Raw genomic sequence first — 26,262 nt, 5'->3', positions numbered from 1 at the left:
AGTGGATATGTATGAACATTGCTTCCCAAGATCATGTTGTAAAAGGGAAGAACCCCTATACGTTTGATGCGTTTTTGCTTAAGCGCGATAACCTGGATTGGTACCGAGATGAACACTTTCTGCAAAAGGCGGTTAAAAGGTTTACCGGCACAAATTTTGACTACATACATAACGCCATCCTTTCTTTTTCCCCTGTCGTTTCTTCTAAGTGGAACAATCTGGCGGAGCAGAACGCAAGACCGGAAGTACGTCCATATATGCTTCATTATGACGCGTTCAATAATCGCATTGATCGGATTGTCCGCCCGCAGGAAATGCACCTCCTAGAGAAAGAAGTGTTTGGAGAAGGACTCTTTTCGAATAAAATGGCACCTTGGGAAAGCTTTGTTAAAAGAATGTTAATTCACCAATTAGGTGAGGCGGGAGTTGCTTGCCCGTTAACATGCACGATTGGATTGATCGCACTGCTCGAGCAATATCCAAATGGAGATCACCCTGAACTCCAGCAAATTTTACAACATACAAAAGAAGGGATAGACGGGGATTTTGCGATTGGTGCACAATTCATGTCAGAAATCCAAGGCGGATCAGACCTTCCGGCGAATGTTCTTGAAGCTGTTCCTGACGAAAAGAACTACCGTTTGTATGGAAACAAGTTCTTCTGTTCTGTTGCGCATGCTGATTATTCGGTCGTAACAGCGAAAATCACAGGATCAGATAAGGTATCTACATTCATTGTTCCGTCATGGCTGCCTGGTAACAAAGTAAAGGAAAAAAGAAACAGCTATCAAATCAACAGAATTAAATGGAAGATGGGAACAGCAGAACTTCCAACAGGTGAAATTCAGTATGATGGCGCACTCGCGTATCCTGTAGGACCTGCCGGGAAAGGTGTTGCCGTTGCAGCGGGTATTGTGCTGACATTATCAAGGCTAGAGATCGGTATTGCTTGTGCGGGTTTTATGCTGCGAGCAGCTAGAGAAGCGAAACTTTACGGTGATTTCCGAACGGTTTTTGGTAAGAAGGTTAAAGACTATCCGCTTTCGGCAAGAACATTACTAAGATTAGAGAATGCAGCCGAACGCACAACGGCAGGAGCGTTTAAAATATACGACATTTTCCTCAGTTTACATCAACCGCTGAATGCAGGTATTCCAAAGGATCAGCCTGAAGAGCTTCGTAAAAAGCTTTTTAACTTAAGAGAGCTTATTTTGCTGCAAAAGATTTGTGTAACCAATGAGGGTGCAGACATATTACGTGATGCTATTTCTGTGTTCGGCGGTCACGGGGTGATGGAGGAGTTCTCATCACTGCCTCGCATTTTTCGTGATGTTGTCGTTAACGAGCAATGGGAAGGACCACGCAATCTTTTGTTAACTCAAATTTACCGTGACATCGAGCGAGTAACAGATTGGTATCCGCCTGCTGAATTTGTTAGAAATGTTCTCCAAGGTGCTACAGATGAAACAATCAGCAAGTTTTCGGATCAATTGACCGATCTATTGCAAAGACCTGTATGCGGGGAAGTGAGTGAGGAATCTATACAGGCTGCAGAGGAATGGGATGCGTTTTGCGATTCGTTTTTTAAAGCTTTTCAGACGGTTGCAAGGGAAAAAGTGCTTCAAGGAGCTTTATAATGTCCGCATTTTGTTTTTATGGGCCCTAGTTTAACTTTTATAGGCCCTCAGAAATATTTATAGGCCTTTAAAAAAATTTATAGTCCTTCAAAAAAAATTATAGTCCCTCAAATCTTTTTATAGGCTTTTCGACAAAAATCCACATTCCCTAACGAGCATTCTAAAAAAAGAAGCAGACCTAGAGTATAGGTCTGCTCCTCTTTTTTTACTTCATTCCTGAAATTGTATAGCCTTCGATAATGTGCTTTTGGAAGATGATAAAGATAATCACAATCGGTACGACCATGAAGGTAGAACCAGCCATCTGCAGTGCGAAGTTTCCTCCGTATTGCCCTTTCAATAGGGATAAACCAACAGATAACGTATATAAACTCTCATCATTTGCGATAATCAATGGCCATAAGAAACTGTTCCAACCAGCAATAAAAGTTAATATTCCTTGAACGGCCATGATCGGTTTTGAGATCGGCAGGACTAGCTGCATAAAAACGCGGAACTCGCTAGCGCCGTCAAGCCGAGCCGCTTCAAGCAGTTCATCTGGGATCGTGGACATAAACTGTCGGAATAAGAAGATGCTGAATGCACCAACTAAACCAGGCAGCACAATCCCCGCCATTGTGTTCGTTAACCCCATCTGGTTCAGAATTAAGTACACGGGTATCATTGTTACTTGTCCAGGAATCATCATAGTCGCAAGTACGAGATAGAAAAGTTTCTCTCTGCCCTTAAACTTGTACTTAGCGAACGCATATCCAGCCATCGCATTAAAGAACAGGCCGACGAAAGAACAGAGGACAATGATGATCGTATTGCGCAAATAAACAGCAAAGTTCATGTTTTCAAACAGATAGATGAAGTTATCCGCTGTAAAGGTTTCAGGCCACAGTGTTGGAGTGAGCTGAAGTACTTCACTTTCAGGTTTGAACGCAGAAAGAATCATCCAGATAAACGGGATGGCAACTAACAGTCCACCAAGCGTTAATATGATTCCTGCGATCCACTGCTGAATTCTGTATGCTTTTTTTGCATCAGATGCTTTTGTTTTCATGTTCTCACCTCACGTCTTAAATGTCGGTATCTTTCTTTTGCAATCGGAACTGAATCATCGTAATGATAATAATGGTAACAAACAGAACGAACGATCCTGCAGCTGCATAACCGAAGTTGCTTAACTGGAATCCGTTTCTGTAGATAAATAATGCAACAGATGTCGTACTATCCAGCGGTCCGCCGTTTGTCATAACAAATGGTTCCTCGAAGAACTGAACCCATCCGATCATCGTTGTGATCGATACGAAGAAAATCGCGTAACGAAGAAGTGGGATCGTAATCTTCGTTAGCTGTTTCCAGTTATTTGCTCCATCGAGCTGAGCTGCTTCATAATACGTTTTCGGTATACCTTGCAGCGCAGCTAAGAAAATAATCATGTTCACACCGATTGCACGCCAAACGGCTAATGCGATCAGAGAACCTTTTGCAATTGTTGGATCCTGCAGCCAAGGGATAGCAGGAATGCCAACTAAGCCTAACAGATAATTAAACAAACCGAACTGCGGGTTATAGAGGTATGTCCACACGACAGCTACCGCAACAACGTTCGTAATGGAAGGCATATAAAATACAAGTCGAAAAGCCTTAAAGATGCGAGCTGTACCAAAGTTAATTAAAAGTGCGATACCAAGTGAACATGCGATAACTAGCGGAACACCAAACACGACATAAAAGATGGTATTCCCAATTGATTTTAAGAAAATAGGATCTTGAAAGATATTTATATAGTTCTCGATGCCAATAAAGCTAATATTTGAATAGTCTGCCAGTCCAGCTAGATCAATATCAGTAAAACTAATCACCAATGCAAGAACAATGGGGAAAAGAGAAAATAACGCCAATAAAGCAAGAGCTGGTCCAATGAAGAGGTAAGGAGTTGTTTTTGAATAGCTTTTCATGTTTTTCACATCCTTCAACATTACCCAATTGACAATAAAAAGGTAACGAGCAGGATGAACTGCTCGTTAAACCTTCGTCAACCAGATGTTATTTCTTTAAAATCTCTTCAGCTTTTTTATCGAAATTGTCCAATTCTTTTTGAACATCTGCTCCGCCGCGGTAGATTTTCTCAAAGCTCTTTAAATACGTTTGAGCGATTTCTTCCCATTGCTTAATAACTGGCATTGGCTGTGAAGATTTCATTTGTTCACCGAAAGCTTTGTAATATTCGTTACCAGTAAGTGACTCATCTTCCCAAGCTTTTTGTGTTGCAGGGAGGGAGTTCGTCATTTCCATCCACTTTAACTGTGTTTCAGGTTTACTCATGTACGCTGCAAACTTCAATGCTTCTTTTTCATGCTTAGTGTGCTCGAATACAGAAAGGTTCGATCCGCCAAGCGCTGAGATGTTGTTTTCTTTTGCTGGAAGTACAGCCGTTGCCCATTTGCCTTCTAAATCAGGTGCTTGGTCGTTGATCAGCTTGATCATCCAAGGGCCACTGATGAACATTGGAAGAATTCCTTCTCCACGGAAACCTTGAATGATATCCATTCCTAGTTCTTCCTTAGGTGCAGCTCCGCTTTCGTAGAAGCTGTTTAGGTATTCTACTGCTTCAACAAACTTAGGATCGTTAAAGTTCGGCTCGTTATTTGGTCCTAATAGTTCAGCACCATTTTGGCGAGCGAACATAAAGGATAGACTTTGTTCTTTAGCGTCAATCGAGATACCATATTTACCTTTGCCGCGGTCAGCCAATTTGTCAGCCGCTTCTTTCAGCTCGTCCCAAGTCTTGGGAGCTTCTTTATAGCCTGCTTTTTCAAGCAGATCTGTGCGGTAGTATAATAAACGTGTGTCAACGTACCACGGTACGCCAACCATTTTGTCTTCAAACTTAGTCGTTTCAACAGAACCTTCAAAGAAATGCTTTGGATCAAGTTCCGGGTAATCTTTTACATGAGGTGTTAAGTCTTTTAATGCGCCAGCTGCTGCGAATTCCGGAATCCATGTTGTTCCCATTTGAAGAACATCAGGACCTTTTTTAGAAGCAACTGCTGTTAATAGTTTGTCATGCGCTTGATCCCAAGGAAGTGCTTGTACTTTAACATCAATCTTTGGATTTTCTTTTTCGAACTCCTCTGCGATTTTAGGAAGTGATTTTGCTTCTTCTCCCATACCCCAAACCGTAATCGTTGTCTTGCCGTCTTCGCCAGAACCTGAAGAGCATCCTGCCAGTACTCCCGAAAGGACTAGAGCACCAACCATTGACGTTACCATCGATTTTTTAAACCAACGTTTTTTCATGTGAGTTCCCCCTATGATTTGCTTTTATAAGCAATTCCATTTTTAATATTCCCGAATTTTCTTTGAAATTATTGTTGAAACGTTTCGATAAGCACATTATAATTCAAGTTGTAATCGTTTTCAACATGGAATTGCAAAAAAGTTATAGGCTTCCATTATTTGTTGAAAACAAAGGGTTTTATTGGGTTTTCTTTTTATATAGAGAGAATCAAGTAAAATTGACACATTGTAAAATACACCTTATAATCGCCTTGGATTTGATTGAAACGTTTCGATAAAATGTTATTTCTTTTAACAAGGTTGAGAAACTTCTTGGGAGGATATGCAACGAGAAGCTTGCGTCGGTAACAGATGCTATGGCAACAGCCGTGACGTGAAAACTGCAGCATTCAAACTTACGATACAGAATTGAGGGGTAAACAATGACAACGATAACAAAAGGTAACTTTGATATTAAAGCTGGTGACTATACATTTACGTTTTTAAGCAGTGGTGATGTTTTCGAGGCTTCATATAACGATACGATGATCAATCAATGGATGAGTAACCCGATCGATGGGTCATTAAACAATCTATATTTACGCCTATTTAAAGAGGATGGTATTCAAGCGGTTCCTCTTTTAGGTTCAAAATCAGAAAGCACGGTTTCTCATAATAACAGCTCAGTGTTTTGGGAAGGCACGTATCAAGACGTTTCTTATAAAGTCACGTTTACGCTAAGTGAAAGTGGCATTTGGTTTTGGATTGTGGAGCTAAACGGATCTGACGTTAAAGCAGATATTATCTATGGTCAGGACGTGGGTCTAGCACATAGAGGGGCAGTACGAACGAATGAGGCGTTTACTGCGCAATATGTCGACCACAAAGTGTTTGAAGATGATGCGCTCGGATTCGTAGTATGTTCGCGCCAAAACCAGCCGAACGGAAAAGCTTTTCCATATCTGCAGCAAGGATCTCTCACAAAAGCTAGAGGTTACGTGACAGATGGTTTTCAGTTTTTCGGAACATCTTATAAAGAAACGGATACGCCTGAGGCTCTTTATCAAGAAAACATGCCGAACGAAGTGTATCAATATGAGTTTGCATACATTGCTCTTCAATCAGAAATTATTGAGTTAGATGGAAAACAGCAATTCGTATTTTATGGCTGCTTTAAAGAAGACCATCCAGAAGCTGTCTCTTCAGTAGAATTTCGTACTGAAATTGAAGAAGCTTGGAATAAAGTTCAAAACCATACGAACAAAGAAACGACTAAGCTTGAGAAAGTAAAACGTAATGACGAATTTGATGGAACGTTACAAACAGCGGATCTTTCTTTAGAAGAAGTGAAGAGTCTATTCCCAGAAAGAATTTTGGAAGAGTACGAAGGCGACACACTTCTCTCATTCTTCACCCCCACATACGAGCACATCGTATTAAAAGAAAAAGAAAGAATCGTAGAACGGCCGCATGGACACATTCTCGTAACGGGGAACAACGTGAAGTTAAAAGAAGAGACGATTACAACAACTTCGTATATGTACGGAATCTTCAATTCACAGTTAGTTGTCGGAAATACTTCGTTTCATAAGATGCTCACAAACGCTCGTAACGCACTGAATGTGATGAAAACATCTGGTCAGCGAATCTATGTTGAGCTTCAAGGGAAGCTGCAGCTATTAACGATGCCTTCTCTTTTCGAGATGGGCTTTAACTACACTCGCTGGTACTATAAAACAGAAGATGAAATGTTCATCATTACAAACTTCACGACCATTGATACGCCAGAAATTGAGCTTCAAGTTAGAGCTGTAAGTGGAAAACAATATCGTTTTGTCGTAACCAATCAAGTATCCATGAACAACCAGGAATATGAAGTAGCATATAAAATGGAAAAAGAGGATAACATTCTTTCGTTCTTTGCGGATGACTCATCAGACAGCTCAAAAACATACGAAAATTTAAGCTACCGCATGAAAGTGGCGGGCACTGAGATGACTGTCAAAGACGAAACGATTTTTGGAGAAAATATTGATTCAGGATCTGCATCACTTGTCGTTTGTGATTTAGCTCCAGCAACTGAATGGACATTAACTGTTCAAGGGCTGATCGACGGAAAAGAGCTGCCGTTTACAGAAAAAAATGCTGAAACAGAAATTGAGCGTTATCGTGAATTTATACGTCATACGAACCGCAATTTCCGTTTAACAAAAGACGGAAAAGAAACGCATGATCTTCAAAAAATGAACGCCTTAGCACATTGGTACACGCACAACATGCTGATTCACTATTCTGTTCCGCATGGTTTAGAGCAATACGGAGGAGCAGCGTGGGGAACTCGTGACGTTTGTCAGGGACCCGCAGAATATTTCTTAGCAACACAGCATTATGATGCGGTAAAAGAGATCCTCTTTACCGTGTACTCTCATCAATATGAAGAGACAGGCAACTGGCCGCAATGGTTTATGTTTGATCAGTATTTTAAGATTCAGCAAGAAGAATCACATGGTGATATCATTGTCTGGCCGCTAAAAGCAGTAACGGATTATCTCGCAGCAACAAACGACTTTGATATTTTAAAAGAGAAATTACCATACACAACAAACTGTGATTTTGGATTTACTGAGAAAAAAGCAACGTTGCTAGAGCATATAGAGAAGCAGATTGACTATATGAAAGCGAACTTCTTGCACGATACACACCTTTCTTCTTATGGTGATGGAGACTGGGATGACACGCTGCAACCAGCAAATCCGCAGCTCAAGAAATTTATGGTGAGCTCATGGACGGTTGCTCTAACCTATCAAGTGATGACGCAGTTCTCGAGCCTATTAAAAAAGGTGGACAAAGATCAAGCTGCAGAACTAGGCTCTTTGGCTGAAAACATCAAGTCTGATTATCAGAAGTACATGCTGAGTACAGATGTAATTCCTGGGTTCGTTTATATGGAGAATGCGGATGAGCCAAAACTGATGCTTCATCCAAGTGATAACACAACAGGCATCAACTACCGACTGCTTCCGATGACAAGAAGTATGATTGCTGAACTGTTAACACCAGAGCAGGCTGAAGCGCATTTGAATCTTATCATGGATACGTTTTATTGCCCGGATGGTGTTCGATTGATGGACAAGCCAGCTCACTACAAAGGCGGTGTAAGCACGCACTTTAAACGCGCAGAACAGGCATCTAACTTTGGACGTGAGATTGGCCTTCAATATGTACACGCACATATTCGTTTTGTTGAAGCGATGGCGAAGCTCGGAAAGTCGGAAGAAGTCTGGAGCGGGTTAGAAAAAATAAACCCAGTCATGATCCAAGAAAAAGTTCCAAATGCAGAGCGTCGTCAAAGTAATGCCTACTTCTCTAGTTCCGACGGTGATTTTAAAACTCGCTATGAAGCCCAGGATCGTTTTGGGGAATTAAAAGACGGAAAAGCAAAAGTAAAAGGCGGCTGGCGCATCTATTCATCTGGTCCTGGAATTTACTTCAATCAGTTGATCTCAAACTGTTTAGGAATTCGTCCACATGGTGAACAGCTGATCATCGACCCTGTGTTATCAGAAGATATGCACGGATTAGAGATGCAGTATATGCTTGATGAAAAGCCTGTAACTTTTGTTTTCCATAAACGTAGTAAGGAAACAAAGAGTCTTTTCGTTAACGGACAAGAAGTGGAGTCTGAAATGTACGAAAACCTTTACCGTGATGGTGGAGTGGTTGTAAATCGATCTGAGTTTGTAAAAAAATTGTCAGCAGATGTGAATACCGTCGAGATTTATTCATAGCCATTCGGTATAATAAAGGAAACGTTTGCAACAAGAGAGATAGGGGAGAATTTCGTTGGTAAGTATAAAAGACATTGCAAAACAAGCAGGTGTTTCCATTTCCACGGTCTCCTATGCCTTAAACGGAAGTCCGAAAGTAACAAAGGAAACATCAGCACGTATTTTAGCTATAGCTAAAGAGCTAAATTATATTCCGAGTGCAGCTGCCCGTTCATTGAAAAAAAGAGAAACAAAAATCATTGGCATTTATTTAACAGATTATAGCGGTGCTTTTTATGGCCAGCTTCTTCAAGGTATGATGGAAACGTTAAGCGAGAACGGTTATGAGCTTATCGTGTGCAGCGGGAAGGAGTCGCACCGTTTTCTGCCTGAACGTATGATCGATGGGGCGATCATCTTAGATGCAACATACAAAACAGAAGAGCTGTTAAGTCATGCCGAACGCGGGCATAAACTAGTTGTGATGGATCGAAGAATGGATCATCCGAACATCTCGCAAGTACTGCTCGATAACAAAGCTGGTGCAACACTTGCCATTGATTATCTAGCGGAAAAGGGTCACCAAAAGATCTATGTTGTGAAGGGACCTGATATTTCGTTCGATGCGATGCAGCGACTGGAGGCCGTGCAAAAAGCGGTTCAACGTTATTCACAAATTGAGTACATCGAATTACAAGGTGATTTTAACAAGTCATCAGGTGAAGAGTCTGCGAAACAGATTCATCAAGAATTTTCAGAGCCAGTAGGCGTGTTCTGTTTGAATGATGAGATGGCAATCGGTATGTATAACTACTTCAGCCGAACGAATTTACGAGTTGGCGAAGATGTTCATATTATCGGTTTTGATAACATTGAGGTGTCTCAATATATCCAGCCGAGACTAGCGACCATTAATTATTCCAAGCACAAGTGGGGAGCGCTCGCGTCAGAGCTGCTGCTGAATTTAATTAAAAAACAAAAAAACGAACATGAGCGTATCAATGTCAGCCTGATTGAAGGGGATTCAGTTCGAAAACGTTAAACAAGAGAGAGGAGCCAGCTTTAGGCTCCTCTTTTTTCTTACAGTTATTCAGATTGAGATAGCGGTGATTTTTCTTTTGAGAAGAACCAGCCACCCGCTGCAATCAAGATCAGTACAATATAGAAGGTGATTTTCCATTCAGGTGATTTTGCGAAACCTTCAGAAAGGATAGCTAAGTCTGGATGTGCAAGCGTATAAACAGCTAATTTTACACCTACCCAGCCCACGATTAAAAAGGCTGCAATTTCAAGACCAGGCTTTGAGTGTAAGAGTTTAACAAAAAAGTTAGCAGCAAATCGCATGATGATGAGCCCAATTAACCCTCCAGCAAAGATTACCATAAACTTTCCTCCGTCTAGTCCACCGATAGGAGGAAGACCCGTATCAGGAAGTGCTACTGCAAGTGCTACAGCAGCTAATATAGAGTCGACCGCAAACGCGATGTCAGCTAGTTCAACTTTTAATACTGTGGTCCAGAACCCAGATTTTTTCTTATCAGATTTTTGCTTGGTCATAGCGTCATCTGCCTTTTTAACTATAACCTTTCTAAAGATATGATTAATTGCGATGAACAGAAGGTACACAGCTCCAATCGCTTGGACCTGCCACACATTGACCAAGAATGAAATCGCAAAGAGCGATGCAAAACGGAAAAAGAAAGCACCAACTAAACCGTAAAACAAGGCTTTTTTTCGTTGTTCTTCTGGTAAGTGTTTCACCATGATCGCTAACACGAGTGCATTATCTGCAGCTAATAAACCTTCTAATGCGATCAACACTAATAAAATCCAACCATACTCTAACAAGATAGACAAATCCATGTTAGTTCCTCCTTAATCGTTAATGATTTTGTTTAAAAACATAAAAAAGACCTTTACCCATAGCAGGCAAAGGTCTTACATAAAAAGAGACCTTTACCAGCCGAACGGTAAAGGTCTTGCTAACAACAGTAAAGTTGCCAATATAGCCGAGAGCACGAAGCTCCGAAATGACGACCATATTGTAAAAGCTACTCCCCTTTAGGAGTTATGAAGTTACTATTATCATATGATGCTGTGCTCGATTTTGTCAATTTTTTTTATCCATATTGTGTGTGGAATTAATATGACTAGGTTGTTGTTGTATCCTTATATAAATAAGGCTCTTTTCTAAAAGAGTGTTGCTTTCAAATTTTCTCTTTTATGATTGTTGATTGGAGTGTAAGATGCGAGACTCCTGCGGGACAGGCTGGCAGTCCGAAAAGTGGAAGTGGCTCGTCCAGCCCCGACAAGCAAAAGGTGAATGAGCTAGGAAGGCGCACTTTGCCTTCTGGATCATTTAGCTTTTGACCTAGAGGGGCTAGCCACTGCAACTAGAAAGGTGAGACACTTAAGAGTGGAACGTACGAATGTGGCTCACCGCCTGCCCCGCGGAAAGCGAGCAGTCTGGAAAGGAGATCAACCACTTTCAAAAGCAACATAGTTTGCAAAATCAGCCGTAAATAAAGAGAAAAGAGTGGATGAACAGTTTGGATCAGCAACAATACATAATTGATATTATTGAAAAAGATGACTGGATGATGAGTGTTTTACGAGCTGCCAAAACACTAAAATTACCAGACTGGTGGATTTGTGCAGGGTTTGTTCGTTCTAAAGTATGGGACACGCTGCATGATTTTGAAGAAAGAACATCATTAGGTGATATTGATGTCGTATATTTTGATCGCAATAACATTCAGAAAGAGAATGAAAAAGTTTACGAAGACATGCTTCATAGAGCGATGCCGGAATTACCATGGTCTGTTAAAAATGAAGCAAGAATGCATCTCGTAAATCATGATTTTGAGCCTTATACCTCAACAGTTGATGCGATTTCTAAGTTTCCTGAAACCGTGACGGCTCTCGGGGTTACACTGGGTGACAAGGATGAAGTGATCTTAGCTGCACCGTGTGGACTGCATGATGTTTTACATATGGAAGTGAGACCAACTGACATGTATAAACAAACAGAAGAAAGAAGAAACAAGTATCGAGAACGTGTTAAAAACAAGAATTGGGAATCAACTTGGCACAAAGTAAAAATTGCAGAATGCTAAAAAGCTTGAACAGATGTCTCAAGCTTTTTTCTGGGATCTCATATATTCTTCGTGAAAATTTATTAAGAGCTGGAAATTAGAAATATAATGTACATGCAGGTTACGAAGCTGTCGGTCTAGTGTTTTTCGTGTATTCATATTAGATTGTTGAACGGTCTGAATCTCTTCTTCGAGTGACAGCGTCTGGTTTAACAGCATTTTTAAGTAGGATTTGGTGCTCATATTGTAATTAGCTTCAAAAGCCAGGAGAAGGATTATTTCTCTCGACTCTTTTGTTTCAGCTAACATTCGATCTAGCGAGTCTTTTGAAATAGCTGTATCTCCTTTGCTTAACAGCCATGGTTGTTCGTACACAGAAAGAATAAATGGAATACGGTTGAAAGTGGAATCATCCTTAGTTGTTGAAGTTTCAGATTCATAATCTTTCTTAAACTGCTTCAGCTCTTTCTGATAATCATCGACGATTATGTTATCAGCATTGTACACCAAGGTTTTATTTGAACTAATTGATGAAAATGGATAAAACCAATTTGAAACCAACAATAAAACTAAGATAATAACAGAACATACTACTGCTATTCTCCTCATCCCCATAGCTCCTTTAATTAAACCGTACTTTTACTTCTGTATCTTCTAGGACCTGATGGATCAGTAGGCTCTTTAGGTTCCTTTGGTTCTCTTCTTTTTCTAGGTTTAAACAAAGCGTAACTCAAACAAAATCCAATTGAACAAGTGATTCCATATCCAAAGACGGCAAACGTATTGAGTCCTTCAAACTTTGCCCAATAGAAAATGGTGAAACGATAGATGAGCAGAAAAATGACACTAAGTGCAATATATAAAAGCAAGTGAAATCGGAATTTTAATCTCATTTTATCTTTGGATGATTCGATAATAAAGGCTACGGGAAGTGTGCAAAAAAGAAAAAAAGGAAGTGCTGTAATAATTCCAAAAAATAGACCGAATAACACACTTTGCGTTCTAAGTTCTAGTGGGTTTCCACCAGGAATAGCAAAAAAGAATAATGCGCCAAAAAGCACGGATATTACGGATGAAACGATGACTCTCATAAATCTATCTCCTTACTGCCTGTTGAAGCTTTTCATACGTAGCTTCTTCATCTTTGTATTCAAACAATCCTAAGCGGTTTCCCCAAGGATCTGAAAAAGTAGCCCATCTTACAGGAACTTCATCGCGTTCAAAAATCTCAAAGTGTTCAATGTTTAAATTCTTAATCAAACGTGTACGTTCACCATCAAGATCCATAACACCTAAACGAATCGGTCCGTTTCCTTCTGTGGGAGTTCCTTCTGCTACCTGCAGCCAGCAGTTAGGAAGCAGTTCCCATTCTGCGAATCCATCATGTGGATTGAAGTCTGGTGGACGGTTCAGCAGCGTTTCATAATATCGCTGTCCTTCAGTCATGTTAGCAACACGAACTTGAACAGTCATTTCATATATCATATGTAATTCTCCTTTACTTAATATTATTGTCTTCTAGAAACGTTCTTAGTGACTCAGAAGTTTCATAACAGACTTTTTTATTTTCAGTACAGATTATTTCTTTTTCAGCATTGTAAAGAAGTGTTGCATATGTTTGTTCTCTGCTGAATTCCTCAGATTCCTTTGAGGTCTTGAGGAAAAACGAATAATCGGGTTTGAGAGAGTGTGTATCAATCTTTTTCATTTTACCTAGGCTGTTTGAGAAAAGTTCAGGATTCAATACGGTTACGGTTTCTTTTTTCTTAAGATCTTTTATAATTACCTGGTCAATCAATCCAAATTTTGTTCCGAATACTTGGTTGATTTGTACCTCTATATTTGATCGTAATGGAGATGGATCGCTACAGCCGGTTGTTAACAACAAAAGAAGCATCAGCAAATATTTATTTTTCAAAAGCCTTCATCCTTTAAGTAAGTTTGAACAATAGAAACTAACTTCTTTTTTTCGTGGTGTGGAAGCTTTTCACTCAACCTTGCTGCAGCAATAGGGACCATCCACTTGTTCAACGATTCTGCTGAAAAAGCGTAATGTCTATTATAGCTATTTTTATAGTACTTTGCTAAAAATTTACGTACATATAAAATCGTTCTTAAATTTATTGAAGATATATCCTCGGATAGACCGCCGAAACGTAAGATGAGCAGAGTGCGAGCTAAATCAGCCATTCTGTTTCCTCTTGTAGCGTCAGCCCAGTCGATTATGATAGGGCCTTTTTTAGGGAGCAGGATATTGTCTGGATGAAAATCACCGTGACATAAAGATTCACCATCGGGCAGTTTTTCTAGGTGCTGATATATTTTTCTTTTATCATCGTTATTCAGTTCATGAACAGATTCAATCTTTCTTAATAAAACCTCTCGTTGAACGGGTAGGGAAGAAAGCTTTTTTTCATGAACACCTACTTGAAGTTTTGCCATTCGTCTCATAAGGTGTATGGCCTGCCAGGGGTGACTGCCGAAGTAACTCGTCATTGTAAAACCATTAATTCTTTCATAAATGAGCGCTCTTTTTTCTATGATATGTTCGATTTGATATACAAAAGGTACCGGAAGTCCTGTGTCGCTGATCCTTTTACCGATCATGTATTCATGTTCAATAGCATGATCTGGTACGTGATCATAAAAGAGTTTTGCCACTTTTTCGGGTGAAAGGGCGACGATCTGCGCAGTACTTCCTTCACCAATTACATGTAATTGTTTCACGTATTCTGAACTCCTCTAGTTCATTTCTATATATGGATAATTTTAGCACATATTCCAAGTGGTGAAGGTATAAAAATTTTGTTTGACTGACTGGTCATAAACGGAGTATACTAGCGTATGTTATTGAATGACTAGTCGGTCAAAGAGGTGAAGGATGAAAAAAGATAAGCGAGTTGAAATCATAGAGAAAGCCATTGAGATGTTTGCTGAAAAAGGATTTCATGCAACTACAGTGCAAGAGATCGCAACGGCACTTAATATTTCAAAAGGTGGATTTTATACGTATTTTCCATCTAAGGATGAGTTAATAATAGAGATTTTTGATTATTATAGTGAGAAAATGCGTTCTGGCATGCAGCAAGTAAGTGAAGATTTATGCCCGAAAGAACGGATGGAAAAGCAGTTGAAGGTGCAGCTTGAAAATTATATGGCACACAAACCGTTTATGCAGATGCATTTTCGTGAGCAGAATGCATCCATTATTAAAGGCATTCAGCTTTTTATCCGCAAGAATTTCTTTGAGATGTCCAAGTGGTATGAGAACCACTTTTTACAAATTTATGGTGTGGAGATCAAACCATACTTAGCGGATATCATCACGATCTGTGAAGGGATGAAGCAGTCTTTTATCCGTGCATTTATGTTCAATGAAGAGCCTGTTGATCTGGAGAATTTTGCTCCTTATCTTATGGAAAGGTTTGACGATGTCATTACGGGGATTCAACAAACGAAAAGAGCTCCTATCATTGACAAACAAGTCATGGATCGAAAGTTAAAGCCATGGACAGAAAAAGAAGTCATTGAAGAAGAAGTGAAAGAATTACTTAACAATATGAAGGATTTAATAGATCAAGAATTAATCGCCGAAGATTTGAGAAATGATTATTTTCAAGTTCTTGATTTCATCGCGCAAGAAATAAAGAAAGAGCAGCCGCAAAAGATGCTCATTCAAGGCATGCTTGCCAATTTACGAGAAATCAAACGAATTGAAAAAGAGCGTGAACGAATCGCAAAAGTCTTGAACGTTCAGCTTTTATAAGGAGAGTATATATGGAAACAGCACAAAAACCGTTAAACACAAAACTCATATTAGCGGGTCTGATCATCGGGATGTTCTTTAGTGCACTTGAACAAACCATTGTTGGTACTGCAATGCCGACGATTATTGCCGATTTGAACGGATTTTCGATCTTTGCTTGGGTGACGACCGCATACTTGATTACATCTACAACTGTCGTTCCAATCGTAGGGAAACTTTCTGACCTTTACGGACGAAGAAAACTTTATTTGCTTGGAAACTTCATTTTTATATTAGGCTCTGCACTATGTGGAACAGCAAATACAATGGAAGAACTGATTATTTATCGTGGTCTTCAAGGGATTGGTGGAGGAATGATCATGCCTCTATCACAAACGATCATTGGAGACATTTTTACAGCTGAACAGCGTGCGAAATGGCAAGGAGTGTTCGGTGCAATCTACGGATTAAGTTCTGTAATCGGTCCTTTTATCGGTGGACTTATGGTTGATCATATCAGCTGGCACTGGATCTTCTTAATCAACGTACCATTTGGAATGATATCTACAGCTATGATCGTAATCGGAATGAAGAACGAAACAGTTAGAGCTGCAAAAGGAAAAGTGAACATTGATTACTTTGGTATTTTCACGCTGATTCCAGCAGTTGTCTTGCTGCTCTTAGGTCTTACCTTTGGCGGAGATAAATTTGAATGGCAGTCAACAACAAGCTACCTGTTATTCAGCGGATTTATTGTCCTTCTCGCGTTGTTTATCATTATTGAAAAACGAGCAGTTGAACCAATCTTAAATCTTTCACTCTTTAAAAATCGGGTCTTTGCAACAACGAACATCTTAGGATTTTTACTTGGTCTAGGTATGTTTGGTGCCATCATGTTCGTACCGATGTACATGCAAGGAATCTTAGGCGTTAGCCCGACAAAAGCAGGATCAACAATGACGCCGATGATGATTGCGCTTATCACAGCAAGTATTATCGGTGGCAGGCTACTATTAAAACTTAAGTTCAGAACAGTACTCACAGCAGGTATGGTGATTACAGCCGTTGGATTCTTCCTTATGAGCACAATGGGTGTGGACTCGAATGAGTATACAGCATACGCGTACATGGTTGTTCTAGGATTCGGTATGGGTCTTGTTATGCCAACACTGATGATCGCTGTGCAAAACGAGTTTCCAAAATCCCAGCTTGGGGAAGTAACATCCGCATCAACGTTCTTCCGTTCGATCGGTGGTACGATAGGGATTACGATTCTAAATGCAGTAATGAACCACTCGCTTACAGATAAAATGAGTGATGCAGCAAACAGCGCATCTAATCCGATTCTTGGGAACGCACTCCAAGAAATCGGGAAAAAGACAGACGCGATGTTCGGGATCTTGATCAACCCAGGATTATTACCATTACCTGATGAGCTAAAAACACCTGTAATAGCAGCAATCAAAGACGTGTGGTCAACATCTTTTTCAAGTGTGTTCTTAACTGGGCTGATCTTTATTGCGATTGGAATTGTTGTGGCGTTATCGGTAGGGAAGAGCCGCATCGTAAAAGAAAAGTCTGTTGATTTTGAAGAACAAGGCAATGAGGATGAGCAACCATCATCTAATAAGTTAGCAACTGAATAAAATGAGAAAGAGCTGATCGCGATGATCAGCTCTTTTTTTTCCGATTGTTGATATATGTTCTAAGTTTGTTGATATCCGACAAATTTAAGTTGATATCCTACAAGATATTGTTGATATCATACTACTTTGTGTTGATTTTTCACTTTATTTCAAATTTTTAGCGCTGTTTGTTCACCATCATATCTAACAGCACAGAATCCGTTGTACTCGAAGTTTCATTCCCAAGCCTGCAGAAGTTCTCAATCGTCTGTTCCACATCTTCTTCGATAAAACCGTTCGTGGATGGAATACATAACCCGTTTGACGCAAGGATAGCGGATTGAACGGCAGCGCTCGAACATGTCGCCACCTTCATGGCGCAGCCAGCTTTCGCTCCGTCACACACCATTCCACTCACATTGCCTAACGTGTTTTGAATCGCAGCTTTCATTTTATCTAGGTTATCATCCAGCAAGTAGGTGATGGCAGCTGAGGCACTCGCACCCGCAACTGTCACGCCACAAAGCGCAGATAATCGTCCGAATTTTGACTTCATATAGATCGATAAAAGATGACTTAAGGTCACAGCGCGCAACATTTTTTCTTCTGTTGCACCTAATTTTTCAGCAGCCGCTACAACAGGCATGGTAACAGCAATCCCTTGATTACCGCTGCCGGAGTTCGCCATTACAGGCATCGTGGAGCCAGCCATTCTCGCGTCAGAACCAGCAGCTGACAGAGCCATGCTATACGTGGCAATATCGTCGGAGAGAATGCCTTTTTTTGTTTGATCGTATAGTGTTTTTCCGACTTTTAATCCATATTCGTTAGCAAGGCCTTCTTCACAAATCGCTCGGTTTAACTCCACGCTTCTTTTAACAAGATCCAATCGGTATAGAGGAACGGCGATGATAAAGTCATATAAGTCTTCAATGGATAGCTCAGGAAAAGAATCTTTGGTTGTCGTAGAAGAGGGACTTTGTTTTGATTGATCAACCAGTACCTGCCCGTTATGAGAAATGTAGCTTACATTTGTATGATCGCCTGATATGATTACAACAACTTGATCGGACGATGATTTCAGTTCAACTTCTATATATAATTTTTCAGTTCCTGCAGCTGTTGAAACCGATACAATACCTCCCTGGACAAGCGCCACAGCGTAATCTTCCTCTTTCTTCGTCACGCCTTCCAGTACGCGTAACTCTTTCGCCGGGTCGCCTGCAATCACACCAAGAGCGGCTGTAAAATCGATTCCGGTATGATTCATGCCGGGAATACCTACAGATAAAGCATTCTTTATTACGTTTCCGCTCGCTTTTACTGAGATCCCAGTTACTTCACCACCAATGTATTGTTTAGCAGTTGCAGAAGCAAGTGCGATCGCAACTGGCTCTGTACAGCCGAGCGCCACAACGAGTTCTTTTTCCAAAAGGTCGTATATCTTTTCCGTTATCATGATTTTCAACCCCATCCCCTATAATCTCTTTCTTAAGAATAACGGTTCGTTGCAGTGAAAAGAAGAGGAAAGTCTTATCAATTTTCAATTCATCCACTATCTACTAAAACAGACCAGGAATGCAGGTATTTAGACGCTAGTTTTACTTAAGCAATCCCTATATAACACCACCCTTTTTCCTAATTCATATCATGAATGCCTGTGATGTAAGACAAAAGAACAAGGACAATCCATGAATATGACATGGTTTTGTTTAAAAGTTCTTTTGATGTAAAGGTATAGTGGGAGAAAAGGAACTTTTTTGAAAATCTGTACGAAATCACTAGTCACCGACATAAATTAAAATTATTATAAATAAGTATCATCTAACACCTTTGTAGGGAGTTTTTATATGGATTCCAAATTATCAAAATATCAGTTAATGCTTGAAAAAAAGATCAAGCAACAAATACATGAATGGAAACAGGCGCAGAGCATCGTAACAAACGAGGAGCTTCATCAATTCTTGCATACGATCACAGGGACGGCGGGTACGATCTCTCTTCAAGAGATATCGAACGCAGCTGCTCAATTGATGAACAAAATAAATGAAGCGGAACAAAAAAGCTGGAGTTCTGATGATGCTGTTCACTTTTTGAGTCCTGTTACGAACTTGTTTGCTCCGAGTAAGGTCTTAACCGTACCTACTGAACATACTCCGCTTTCAGAACAAAATAAGCCTCTTCTTTTAATTGTTGATCAAGACATTCCCTATCTGATTCATAGTAAAGAAAAATTAGAGAACAACGGCTGGGCGGTTGTCGTTTCACCGACGATTGAAAAAGCACTGTCGATGTTTTATGACTTACATCCCGATTGTATGATTGTGAGTAATTCTACTGAGTTCGGTGGTGATGAACTGATCAGACAAGTGAGAGAAACGCTTGCTCATGAGTTAATACCCGTGATCGTCATCAGCTCGTCTAACGATAAAGCACAACGTATTGAAGCTTATAAACTTGGTGCTGACGATTTTATGGAAAAGACAATGGAATGGGACGAGTTCGCTGCCAGAATAGAGCGGCAGTTGAAGAGAAGTAAAAGCGTAAAAGAGTCTCTTATGAAAGATGAGCTGACGAAAGTTTATAATCGGAAATTTCTAAATGATGTGTATCAAAGAATCTCTTCTGAACATACAAGGCACAAAGAAAGTTTTTCGCTCATCATGATCGATATCGATTTTTTTAAGAAAATCAATGATACATATGGTCATACTGCGGGTGATCACGTGTTGGTGAAATTTGCAGATTTTGTACAGTCAAACCTTCGAGGTCAGGATGTGGTTGTCAGATACGGTGGAGAGGAATTTCTAGTCCTCATGCCTTATACAAAACTTATGGAAGCGAAAGATACGGCTTGTCGATTGTTAGAAAAATTAAGTCAAAACGTATTTACTTTTCAAGAACATTCCTTCTTCGTATCGTTTTCGGCAGGTGTTTATGAGGTCAGCAGCCCCATTTCTTTATCGGAAGCGGTAAGAACTGCCGACAGCGCTCTATATGCAGCAAAAGAAAACGGTCGTGGCAGAGTAGAAACTGCAATTGAACAAACGGAGAAAAAACGCCGGCTTAAAGTTGCGATCATCGATGATTCTGAAGTGATCCGTAAAATGCTAGAGAGTTTCTTTAAAGAGCTCGAAGTAGAGAAGTATGAACTTGAGGTATATACGTATCAAGATGGTGTTTCATTCTTTGAAGATGAGTGGCATCACACCAACGACGAGTACTTGATCATACTCGATGGCGTTTTGCCGAAGATGGATGGTATCGAAATTCTTACAAAGCTGCGTCAATATCCAGACAGCAGCCGATATACGATTCTAATGCTAACCGCTCGAAAGGCGGAAGGCGATATCGTACGCGCACTTAACCTAGGTGCAGACGATTATTTAACAAAACCTTTCAGTGTCCGTGAACTAGAAGCACGCGTTAAAGTTTTAGTGCAGAGGGTGAAATGATGCTTTCACAAGAGATTTTGCTCCTAGTATGGATGGCCATTGCTTTATTAAGTGCTTTAACCGGTATGTTTTTATATTTGGTAATCAAAAAGGCATTTGAGATTTCTCAAGAAAAAGAGATAAAAAACTACATGGAGCAAATCCATAAGACGGTCTATGCTTATTTATATCAGCAACAGAACTCTCGTCACCTTGTGCCAGATTCAAGTATTAAATATATCGCAATTGAACGACTATTAACCGAATATTCAACCGTAATTGAAGGAGACGGAAAAGAGCGCATCTCACAATTAGCCGATGAACTCTTTCACGACCGATATAAAGTGGTCCTTCATCAGAATAAATGGAGCAGCAGGATGAACGTTTTATATAAAATTGATGGATTTAGGATGAGAGCGTTATCGGAAGTGCTGAAACAAATGTTAAGTGATGAAAAGACAACAAAAGAAGAAAAGCTGATTATCTTTCGTTGTTTGTCTAACAATCAAGATGATGCATTATCTGAGCTGTTCCAATCCGTAGCTGTTCCGTTGTCCGTTTTAGAATACAGAAGCATCTTAAATCGGATGAACGAAAAGACGTTCATTAGAATTGTCGATGATTATCTGTTGTATCCTGACCGCTTGAAGCTTGCCATCATCGATATGATCGGCATTCAAAAGAAACTAGATTTTGTTCTGTTCTTAGAAAGTCAGTTGAGTGATGAAAGCTTTGAGATTCGTATCCGCTCTATGAAGGCGATCGGAGAGGTTGGGTACCTGTCCGATTCAGATGTCGTTGAACAATTCGCCCGATCTGATCAGTGGGAAGAGCGATTGATGGCAGCGAAAGTAATCGGCAAGACACGGGTTGTAAACGGTCTTGATGTTCTGGATACCCTTATTCGAGATTCATCTTGGATGGTGCGTGCTCAAGCCGCAAAAGCTTTTTTAAGTTATACAGATGGACTTGAACGATTATATGATATTCGCTTTACGAGTGACGATACGTTTGCCCGTGATATGGCTTCTGAATGGATCGAGAGAGGAATAGATGATGGTTACAGTTATTAGTCAGTTATGGCTCGAACTGCTTCGGGTCTTTGGCTGGTTTATTTTGTTTTATATGTCAGGGGTTGTTCTCTTTTATGGTCTGCTTTTTGTTCTTGCCGCTTTCCAGTTGAAGCGTGAGGAGAAGATCGACTCATTCGAGCGGTATGAAGATTACATGGATGCGAGCTACACGAAACCCGTTTCAATTATCGTGCCTGCGTATAACGAAGAACTCGGAATCAAAGGAAGCGTCCGTTCGCTCTTAAGCATTAACTATCCGGAGTTTGAAGTAATCGTTGTGAACGATGGTTCTAATGACCGAACGGTTGAAACGGTGATCGAACACTTTCAGATGAAAAAGGTGAAAAAGGTCATTCAGACAAGACTCGAGACCATGACCATAAAAGGGGTCTATCAATCTGTTATCTATCCGAATCTATGGCTAGTAGATAAGTTGAACGGCGGAAAAGCGGATGCACTGAACGCTGGTCTTAATGTCTCGAGCTATCCGTATTTTTGTTCGTTGGATGGTGATTCTGTACTTGAACGTGATGCCTTTCTAAAAGTGATGAAACCGATCATTGATTCAGATGAGACGGTGATCGCGTCTGGCGGAAGTATCCGAATCGCAAACGGATGCGATATCCATGAGGGGCAAGTAGAGAGCATCGGTCTGTCAAGAAATCCGATTGTCATCATGCAGGTGATTGAATATTTGCGTGCATTCTTGATGGGACGCATCGGCCTCAGCCGGTATAACTGGCTTTTGATCATCTCTGGTGCCTTTGGCGTGTTTTCGAAAAAATGGGTGATCGAAGCAGGCGGTTATAAGCGTGATACGGTCGGAGAAGACATGGAGCTTGTCGTTCGTCTTCAGAAGCTGATCAAAGATAAAAAAGAAAATAAAAAGATCGTTTATGTGCCAGATCCAGTCTGCTGGACAGAGGCTCCAGAAGAGCTGAAGTATTTGCACAGACAGAGAAACCGCTGGCATAGAGGATTGTTCGATAGTCTATGGATTCATAAGAAGATGCTTTTTAACCCTAAATACGGTTCAATCGGGATGGTCTCACTTCCATACTTTTGGCTGATTGAACTGGCTGGCCCTGTTGTAGAACTATGTGGTTACCTGTTTGTCATCCTCTCCTTTTTTCTAGGAGGAATCTATATCGAAATGGCTTTGCTATTTTTCCTGTTATCCGTTCTGATAGGTTCACTTTCGTCAATGGGAGCAGTCATTTTAGAAGAGTGGAGTCTAAGAAAATATCCAAAAATCTCAGACATTGTAAAATTGTTCGGCTACTCTCTAACGGAAACGCTTTGGTATCGTCCGTTAACCGTTGTTTGGCGCTGCCAGGGGTTGATCCAAGCGATCAGAGGTAAGAAGTCATGGGGAGAAATGAAGCGAAAAGGGATATCCGGGGGAATTTCACAATGAATACACAGCAGAAATCAAGGAAACGTTTCTTTTTGCTCTTTATTTTTCTCGTTATCGCACTCATAACTTCGCCGTTTTGGGTGTGGTGGTTGAAACAAGAAAAAGAAATGAACGTCGCGATCGTGGATAAAACCGTGAAAGAAGAGACGTACCGTGAGCATAGTGGGTTAGTATGGGCGTTAAACCATATGAAGGTTCAGAACATGTATGGAGAAGCGTACGATGAGACGAAACATTTTAGCCGCTCTGTACCACCGTTTCATAAGGAAGAGAAGCCTAAAATCCTTTATATAGCGGACAGTTATGGCGTGGAATGGATTGATCAAGATAACAAACCGAGTGTCGACGGCGGTTTGACCAATAAAGAAGTCGAGAACATCAGAAGTGCTGTGATGTCAGGAAAAACAGACCTGATCGCCGAATTTAACACATTCGCGAGTCCGACAGGAAAAGAAGCGCGTGAAGGGATCTCCGAGTTGTTAAACGTGGAATGGTCCGGCTGGATCGGCAGATATTTCAAAGATTTAAACGGCAAAGAAGTTCCGTCATGGGTGAAGAAGAACTACGAAGAACGATATGACGAGTGGACATTCAAAGATGGCGGCATGCTGTTTGTTCATGAAAGAGGCGAGATGGTTGTTTTAGAAGATCGTGACATGAAGGAAAAAGGTGCATCGTTCTTCTTTACGAAGAATGGAGAGAAAACGTACGGTTTAGATGTTTCTGTTCCTTATCATTATTGGTTTGATATCGTAAAATCATTTTCTGAAGAAGAAGTCATGGCCAAGTACGAACTAAAGTTAAGTGATTCAGGGAAAGAAAAGCTTCAGAAATACCAGATTCCTGCCGTGTTCCCAGCAATCATTCATCATCAAAACGCTGCGTATCAAGCTACTTATTTTGCTGGAGATTACGCTGATCAAGCGGAGCTTCCAGAACTGTATCAAACATGGGGAATCAGTTGGATTAAACAAAAGTTTGCGCTGGATGACGGCCAGGGAAGTACGTTCTATTGGAAAGTGTATTTGCCTTTAATGAAGTCGATCTTACAGAATGACCGGCCTGTTAATGGAAGCAAGCAAAGTGTTGAGGTTGAAGAAAAGAATGACATTAAGATCAACGCAAGAGCAGAAGGGGATTATCTTCAAGTTCTTCAGAATGGAAAATGGGAAGACATACTGATAAAAGGGGTGAACATGGGAATTGCCCAACCTGGCAGTTTCCCAGGAGAGACAGCAATCTCTAAGAGTGAATACTTCCGGTGGTTCAAACGGATTGGTGAGATGAACGCGAATGCTATCCGAGTTTATACGATCCACCCGCCAGGCTTTTATGAGGCTTTTTATGAGTACAACAAGATTGCCAAAAAACCGTTGTTCCTTTTTCATGGCGTGTGGGTAAATGAGGATCAGTTGTTGGTTAAACAAGATGTCTATGCACCTGAAGTTACCGATACGTTCAAGAAGGAAATCAAGAATGTCGTGGATATTGTTAACGGAAATGCTTCTATCCCAAAAGTACCAGGGCATGCTGGCGGCGAATATCGAAACAATATCTCACAATATGTTCTAGGATATATCCTTGGTGTGGAATGGGACCCTGAAGTCGTCGTTTCAACCAATGAGAAACATCAGGAAAACATCAGCTATAGTGGAGACTATTTTTCAAGTGCTAACGCTTCTCCATTTGAAAGCTGGCTGGCGTCCATGCTGAATTATACGACAAAGTATGAGACGGACACGTATAACTGGCAGCACGCTGTGAGTCATGTGAACTGGGTAACGACAGATACGCTAAAGCATCCTGCTGAACCTTTTGATAAAGAAGATATGGTCTCAGTGGATCCGAACGTGATTAAGCCACAGAATTCTTTTAAATCAGGGTATTTTGCATCTTATCATGTCTATCCGTATTATCCTGACTTTTTAAACTACGAGAAAAAGTATCTGGAGTATGTGGATCATCGCGGAAAGAAAAACAACTACGCAGGGTATTTAAACGATTTGAGAAAGATACATGAGATGCCAGTCGTTGTTGCGGAATTTGGGGTTCCAAGCTCGAGAGGCATTACGCATGAGAACGCATTTGGTTGGAACCAAGGTCACCATTCCGAAAAAGAGCAGGGCAAGATTGATACGAGGCTGTTTGAAGACATCGTGGAAGAGAAGATGGCGGGCGGTATGGTATTCACGTGGCAGGATGAATGGTTTAAGCGTACGTGGAACACGATGGACTTTGACAATCCAGACAGACGACCGTTCTGGTCGAACGCTCAAACGAATGAACAGCAGTTCGGGCTGCTTTCGTTTGATCCAGAGTCCCACATCAAGGTTGACGGTGAAGTTGAGGACTGGGTAGGCATAGCGCCATATCAAAAAAACGCTTCTGTAAATAAGAACTTAAAGTCTTTATATGTAACGAGTGACAACCGATATGTATATATGCGGGTTGATTATAACGGAATAATAGATTCAGAGAAATTAAATACAACGATTTTAGTAGATACGATTCCTGATCAAGGACAGATGTCCTCGCCAAATGGGTCAGTCCAAACGGATGCTGGGGCTGAATTTGCAATCAACCTCGTGAATACAAAGGAATCTAGAATACTTATTGACAGTTATTATGATGCTAACTATTACTTATATGGTCATGAGCTTAACATGATTGAACACAAAGATTATGCGAGCAAGAAGAATAATGGCGTCTATCATCCCATCATAATGGCTTTAAATAAAGAGCTTACGATTCCGAGTACGAAGGAAGTAATACCATTCCAGTCGTTTGAAACAGGGAAACTGCATTTCGTAAATGGAAACCCAGCTCTTAAAAACTATGATTCTCTTACAGATATAAGTGTGAATGAAAAAGAAGGAATCGTAGAACTTCGGATTCCATGGCTACTGTTAAACGTGAAAGATCCTAGTCTGCATGAAGTGATGGGAGACATGTGGAAAGGAACGTTAAGTGCAAGTGAAAAAACAGATGGTTTTGCGATTGCTGCATTCACTTACAAAGAGGCTGGGAAAAAGGTCGGTGACTCTCTTCCAGTCGCGGAAGATGGTGTTATTCCCCTTCAAAAAACAAAGAAATATCGTTGGGATGAGTGGAACGAACCTCTGTATCATGAACGGCTGAAACAGTCTTATTATGAATTGCAGAAAACGTATGAAAAAGTGAAGGGATCGGAGGAATGATC

Annotated in this window: 21 protein-coding genes; 10 read left to right on the top strand and 11 right to left on the bottom strand. The window is 40.6% G+C overall.

Annotation, left to right across the window (positions count from 1 at the left end; genetic code table 11):
- The first annotated feature begins 11 nt into the window (after window positions 1–11).
- Window positions 12–1,637 carry an acyl-CoA dehydrogenase family protein gene (locus QUF49_RS15590; protein ID WP_289496569.1) on the top strand — a complete coding sequence of 542 codons (1,626 nt, stop codon included), beginning with the start codon at window positions 12–14 and terminating at the stop codon, window positions 1,635–1,637.
- 205 nt (window positions 1,638–1,842) lie between these two features.
- Here the strand turns inward: QUF49_RS15590 and QUF49_RS15585 are convergent, their stop codons facing one another.
- The 3 genes from QUF49_RS15585 to QUF49_RS15575 all read right to left on the bottom strand — a co-directional run bounded on the left by QUF49_RS15585 (window position 1,843) and on the right by QUF49_RS15575 (window position 4,928).
- Window positions 1,843–2,685 (bottom strand): carbohydrate ABC transporter permease, encoded by an 843-nt coding sequence (locus tag QUF49_RS15585; RefSeq protein WP_289496568.1) that lies wholly within the window; start codon window positions 2,683–2,685, stop codon window positions 1,843–1,845.
- Window positions 2,686–2,701: 16 nt separating this feature from the next.
- Window positions 2,702–3,586: a carbohydrate ABC transporter permease gene (locus QUF49_RS15580; RefSeq protein ID WP_066236285.1), complete on the bottom strand. Its 885-nt coding sequence runs from the start codon at window positions 3,584–3,586 to the stop codon at window positions 2,702–2,704.
- An 88-nt stretch (window positions 3,587–3,674) separates the two neighbouring features.
- Window positions 3,675–4,928: a sugar ABC transporter substrate-binding protein gene (locus tag QUF49_RS15575; RefSeq protein ID WP_289496567.1), complete on the bottom strand. Its 1,254-nt coding sequence runs from the start codon at window positions 4,926–4,928 to the stop codon at window positions 3,675–3,677.
- A gap of 422 nt (window positions 4,929–5,350) precedes the next feature.
- Between QUF49_RS15575 and QUF49_RS15570 the strand changes: the two genes are divergently transcribed.
- Complete coding sequence (locus QUF49_RS15570; protein ID WP_289496566.1) at window positions 5,351–8,695, top strand: GH36-type glycosyl hydrolase domain-containing protein; 3,345 nt, start codon at window positions 5,351–5,353, stop codon at window positions 8,693–8,695.
- 55 nt (window positions 8,696–8,750) lie between these two features.
- On the top strand, window positions 8,751–9,716 hold the full coding sequence (locus QUF49_RS15565; RefSeq protein ID WP_289496565.1) for a LacI family DNA-binding transcriptional regulator: 966 nt from the start codon (window positions 8,751–8,753) through the stop codon (window positions 9,714–9,716).
- A 44-nt stretch (window positions 9,717–9,760) separates the two neighbouring features.
- Here QUF49_RS15565 and QUF49_RS15560 read toward each other — a convergent pair whose 3' ends face one another.
- Together QUF49_RS15560 and QUF49_RS15555 are read right to left on the bottom strand one after the other, a co-directional pair.
- On the bottom strand, window positions 9,761–10,537 hold the full coding sequence (locus QUF49_RS15560; RefSeq protein WP_289496564.1) for a TerC family protein: 777 nt from the start codon (window positions 10,535–10,537) through the stop codon (window positions 9,761–9,763).
- A 19-nt stretch (window positions 10,538–10,556) separates the two neighbouring features.
- The gene (locus QUF49_RS15555) at window positions 10,557–10,715 is read right to left on the bottom strand and encodes a hypothetical protein (RefSeq protein WP_289496563.1); all 159 of its coding nucleotides are present in this window, start codon (window positions 10,713–10,715) and stop codon (window positions 10,557–10,559) included.
- 499 nt (window positions 10,716–11,214) lie between these two features.
- Between QUF49_RS15555 and QUF49_RS15550 the strand changes: the two genes are divergently transcribed.
- Window positions 11,215–11,790 (top strand): nucleotidyltransferase family protein, encoded by a 576-nt coding sequence (locus tag QUF49_RS15550; protein ID WP_289496562.1) that lies wholly within the window; start codon window positions 11,215–11,217, stop codon window positions 11,788–11,790.
- An 18-nt stretch (window positions 11,791–11,808) separates the two neighbouring features.
- Here the strand turns inward: QUF49_RS15550 and QUF49_RS15545 are convergent, their stop codons facing one another.
- Genes QUF49_RS15545 through QUF49_RS15525 form a run of 5 tightly spaced genes read right to left on the bottom strand, consistent with a single transcriptional unit; the run spans window position 11,809 to window position 14,496 of the window.
- The gene (locus QUF49_RS15545; protein ID WP_289496561.1) at window positions 11,809–12,378 is read right to left on the bottom strand and encodes a hypothetical protein; all 570 of its coding nucleotides are present in this window, start codon (window positions 12,376–12,378) and stop codon (window positions 11,809–11,811) included.
- Window positions 12,379–12,395: 17 nt separating this feature from the next.
- On the bottom strand, window positions 12,396–12,860 hold the full coding sequence (locus tag QUF49_RS15540) for a hypothetical protein (protein ID WP_289496560.1): 465 nt from the start codon (window positions 12,858–12,860) through the stop codon (window positions 12,396–12,398).
- A 4-nt stretch (window positions 12,861–12,864) separates the two neighbouring features.
- Window positions 12,865–13,254, bottom strand: a complete 390-nt coding sequence (locus QUF49_RS15535; RefSeq protein ID WP_289496559.1) for a VOC family protein — start codon at window positions 13,252–13,254, stop codon at window positions 12,865–12,867.
- Between the two features lie 13 nt (window positions 13,255–13,267).
- On the bottom strand, window positions 13,268–13,687 hold the full coding sequence (locus tag QUF49_RS15530; RefSeq protein ID WP_289496558.1) for a hypothetical protein: 420 nt from the start codon (window positions 13,685–13,687) through the stop codon (window positions 13,268–13,270).
- Window positions 13,684–14,496: a phosphotransferase family protein gene (locus QUF49_RS15525; protein WP_289496557.1), complete on the bottom strand. Its 813-nt coding sequence runs from the start codon at window positions 14,494–14,496 to the stop codon at window positions 13,684–13,686. The genes QUF49_RS15530 and QUF49_RS15525 overlap by 4 nt, the downstream gene beginning before the upstream one ends.
- Before the next feature lie 154 nt (window positions 14,497–14,650).
- On the opposite strand from QUF49_RS15525, the gene QUF49_RS15520 reads away from it, so the two are divergent.
- Together QUF49_RS15520 and QUF49_RS15515 are read left to right on the top strand one after the other, a co-directional pair.
- The gene (locus QUF49_RS15520; RefSeq protein ID WP_289496556.1) at window positions 14,651–15,535 is read left to right on the top strand and encodes a TetR/AcrR family transcriptional regulator; all 885 of its coding nucleotides are present in this window, start codon (window positions 14,651–14,653) and stop codon (window positions 15,533–15,535) included.
- An 11-nt stretch (window positions 15,536–15,546) separates the two neighbouring features.
- Window positions 15,547–17,160, top strand: a complete 1,614-nt coding sequence (locus tag QUF49_RS15515; protein ID WP_289496555.1) for an MDR family MFS transporter — start codon at window positions 15,547–15,549, stop codon at window positions 17,158–17,160.
- 157 nt (window positions 17,161–17,317) lie between these two features.
- Here the strand turns inward: QUF49_RS15515 and QUF49_RS15510 are convergent, their stop codons facing one another.
- Window positions 17,318–18,598 (bottom strand): serine dehydratase subunit alpha family protein, encoded by a 1,281-nt coding sequence (locus QUF49_RS15510; protein ID WP_289496554.1) that lies wholly within the window; start codon window positions 18,596–18,598, stop codon window positions 17,318–17,320.
- Window positions 18,599–18,989: 391 nt separating this feature from the next.
- Here QUF49_RS15510 and QUF49_RS15505 point away from each other — a divergent pair, with 391 nt between their 5' ends.
- Genes QUF49_RS15505 through QUF49_RS15490 form a run of 4 tightly spaced genes read left to right on the top strand, consistent with a single transcriptional unit; the run spans window position 18,990 to window position 26,260 of the window.
- Entirely contained in the window at window positions 18,990–20,594 is a 1,605-nt protein-coding gene (locus QUF49_RS15505; RefSeq protein ID WP_289496553.1) for a GGDEF domain-containing response regulator, read from the top strand.
- Window positions 20,591–21,646 (top strand): HEAT repeat domain-containing protein, encoded by a 1,056-nt coding sequence (locus QUF49_RS15500; protein WP_289496552.1) that lies wholly within the window; start codon window positions 20,591–20,593, stop codon window positions 21,644–21,646. Before QUF49_RS15505 ends, QUF49_RS15500 begins: the two co-directional genes overlap by 4 nt.
- A complete protein-coding gene (locus tag QUF49_RS15495) occupies window positions 21,630–23,063 on the top strand; it encodes a glycosyltransferase family 2 protein (protein ID WP_289497677.1) in 1,434 nt (477 codons plus the stop codon). Before QUF49_RS15500 ends, QUF49_RS15495 begins: the two co-directional genes overlap by 17 nt.
- Window positions 23,060–26,260, top strand: a complete 3,201-nt coding sequence (locus QUF49_RS15490; protein WP_289496551.1) for a hypothetical protein — start codon at window positions 23,060–23,062, stop codon at window positions 26,258–26,260. Before QUF49_RS15495 ends, QUF49_RS15490 begins: the two co-directional genes overlap by 4 nt.
- The last annotated feature ends 2 nt before the right edge of the window (window positions 26,261–26,262 follow it).

This window comes from Fictibacillus sp. b24 (assembly GCF_030348825.1).
Taxonomy (GTDB): domain Bacteria; phylum Bacillota; class Bacilli; order Bacillales; family Fictibacillaceae; genus Fictibacillus.
The sequence above is the reverse complement of the archived record's forward strand: the minus strand, read 5'-3'. Positions and strand labels throughout refer to the sequence as shown.

Bases quoted from the DNA above. Each gene is read 5' to 3' on its own strand.
- QUF49_RS15560 (WP_289496564.1), bottom strand. From the start codon at position 10,537: ATGGATTTGTCTATCTTGTTAGAGTATGGTTGGATTTTATTAGTGTTG.
- QUF49_RS15575 (WP_289496567.1), bottom strand. From the start codon at position 4,928: ATGAAAAAACGTTGGTTTAAAAAATCGATGGTAACGTCAATGGTTGGT.
- QUF49_RS15490 (WP_289496551.1), top strand. From the start codon at position 23,060: ATGAATACACAGCAGAAATCAAGGAAACGTTTCTTTTTGCTCTTTATT.
- QUF49_RS15510 (WP_289496554.1), bottom strand. From the start codon at position 18,598: ATGATAACGGAAAAGATATACGACCTTTTGGAAAAAGAACTCGTTGTG.
- QUF49_RS15535 (WP_289496559.1), bottom strand. From the start codon at position 13,254: ATGATATATGAAATGACTGTTCAAGTTCGTGTTGCTAACATGACTGAA.
- QUF49_RS15540 (WP_289496560.1), bottom strand. From the start codon at position 12,860: ATGAGAGTCATCGTTTCATCCGTAATATCCGTGCTTTTTGGCGCATTA.
- QUF49_RS15570 (WP_289496566.1), top strand. From the start codon at position 5,351: ATGACAACGATAACAAAAGGTAACTTTGATATTAAAGCTGGTGACTAT.
- QUF49_RS15545 (WP_289496561.1), bottom strand. From the start codon at position 12,378: ATGAGGAGAATAGCAGTAGTATGTTCTGTTATTATCTTAGTTTTATTG.
- QUF49_RS15500 (WP_289496552.1), top strand. From the start codon at position 20,591: ATGATGCTTTCACAAGAGATTTTGCTCCTAGTATGGATGGCCATTGCT.
- QUF49_RS15555 (WP_289496563.1), bottom strand. From the start codon at position 10,715: ATGGTCGTCATTTCGGAGCTTCGTGCTCTCGGCTATATTGGCAACTTT.
- QUF49_RS15590 (WP_289496569.1), top strand. From the start codon at position 12: ATGAACATTGCTTCCCAAGATCATGTTGTAAAAGGGAAGAACCCCTAT.
- QUF49_RS15495 (WP_289497677.1), top strand. From the start codon at position 21,630: ATGGTTACAGTTATTAGTCAGTTATGGCTCGAACTGCTTCGGGTCTTT.
- QUF49_RS15520 (WP_289496556.1), top strand. From the start codon at position 14,651: ATGAAAAAAGATAAGCGAGTTGAAATCATAGAGAAAGCCATTGAGATG.
- QUF49_RS15580 (WP_066236285.1), bottom strand. From the start codon at position 3,586: ATGAAAAGCTATTCAAAAACAACTCCTTACCTCTTCATTGGACCAGCT.
- QUF49_RS15550 (WP_289496562.1), top strand. From the start codon at position 11,215: ATGAACAGTTTGGATCAGCAACAATACATAATTGATATTATTGAAAAA.
- QUF49_RS15515 (WP_289496555.1), top strand. From the start codon at position 15,547: ATGGAAACAGCACAAAAACCGTTAAACACAAAACTCATATTAGCGGGT.
- QUF49_RS15505 (WP_289496553.1), top strand. From the start codon at position 18,990: ATGGATTCCAAATTATCAAAATATCAGTTAATGCTTGAAAAAAAGATC.
- QUF49_RS15585 (WP_289496568.1), bottom strand. From the start codon at position 2,685: ATGAAAACAAAAGCATCTGATGCAAAAAAAGCATACAGAATTCAGCAG.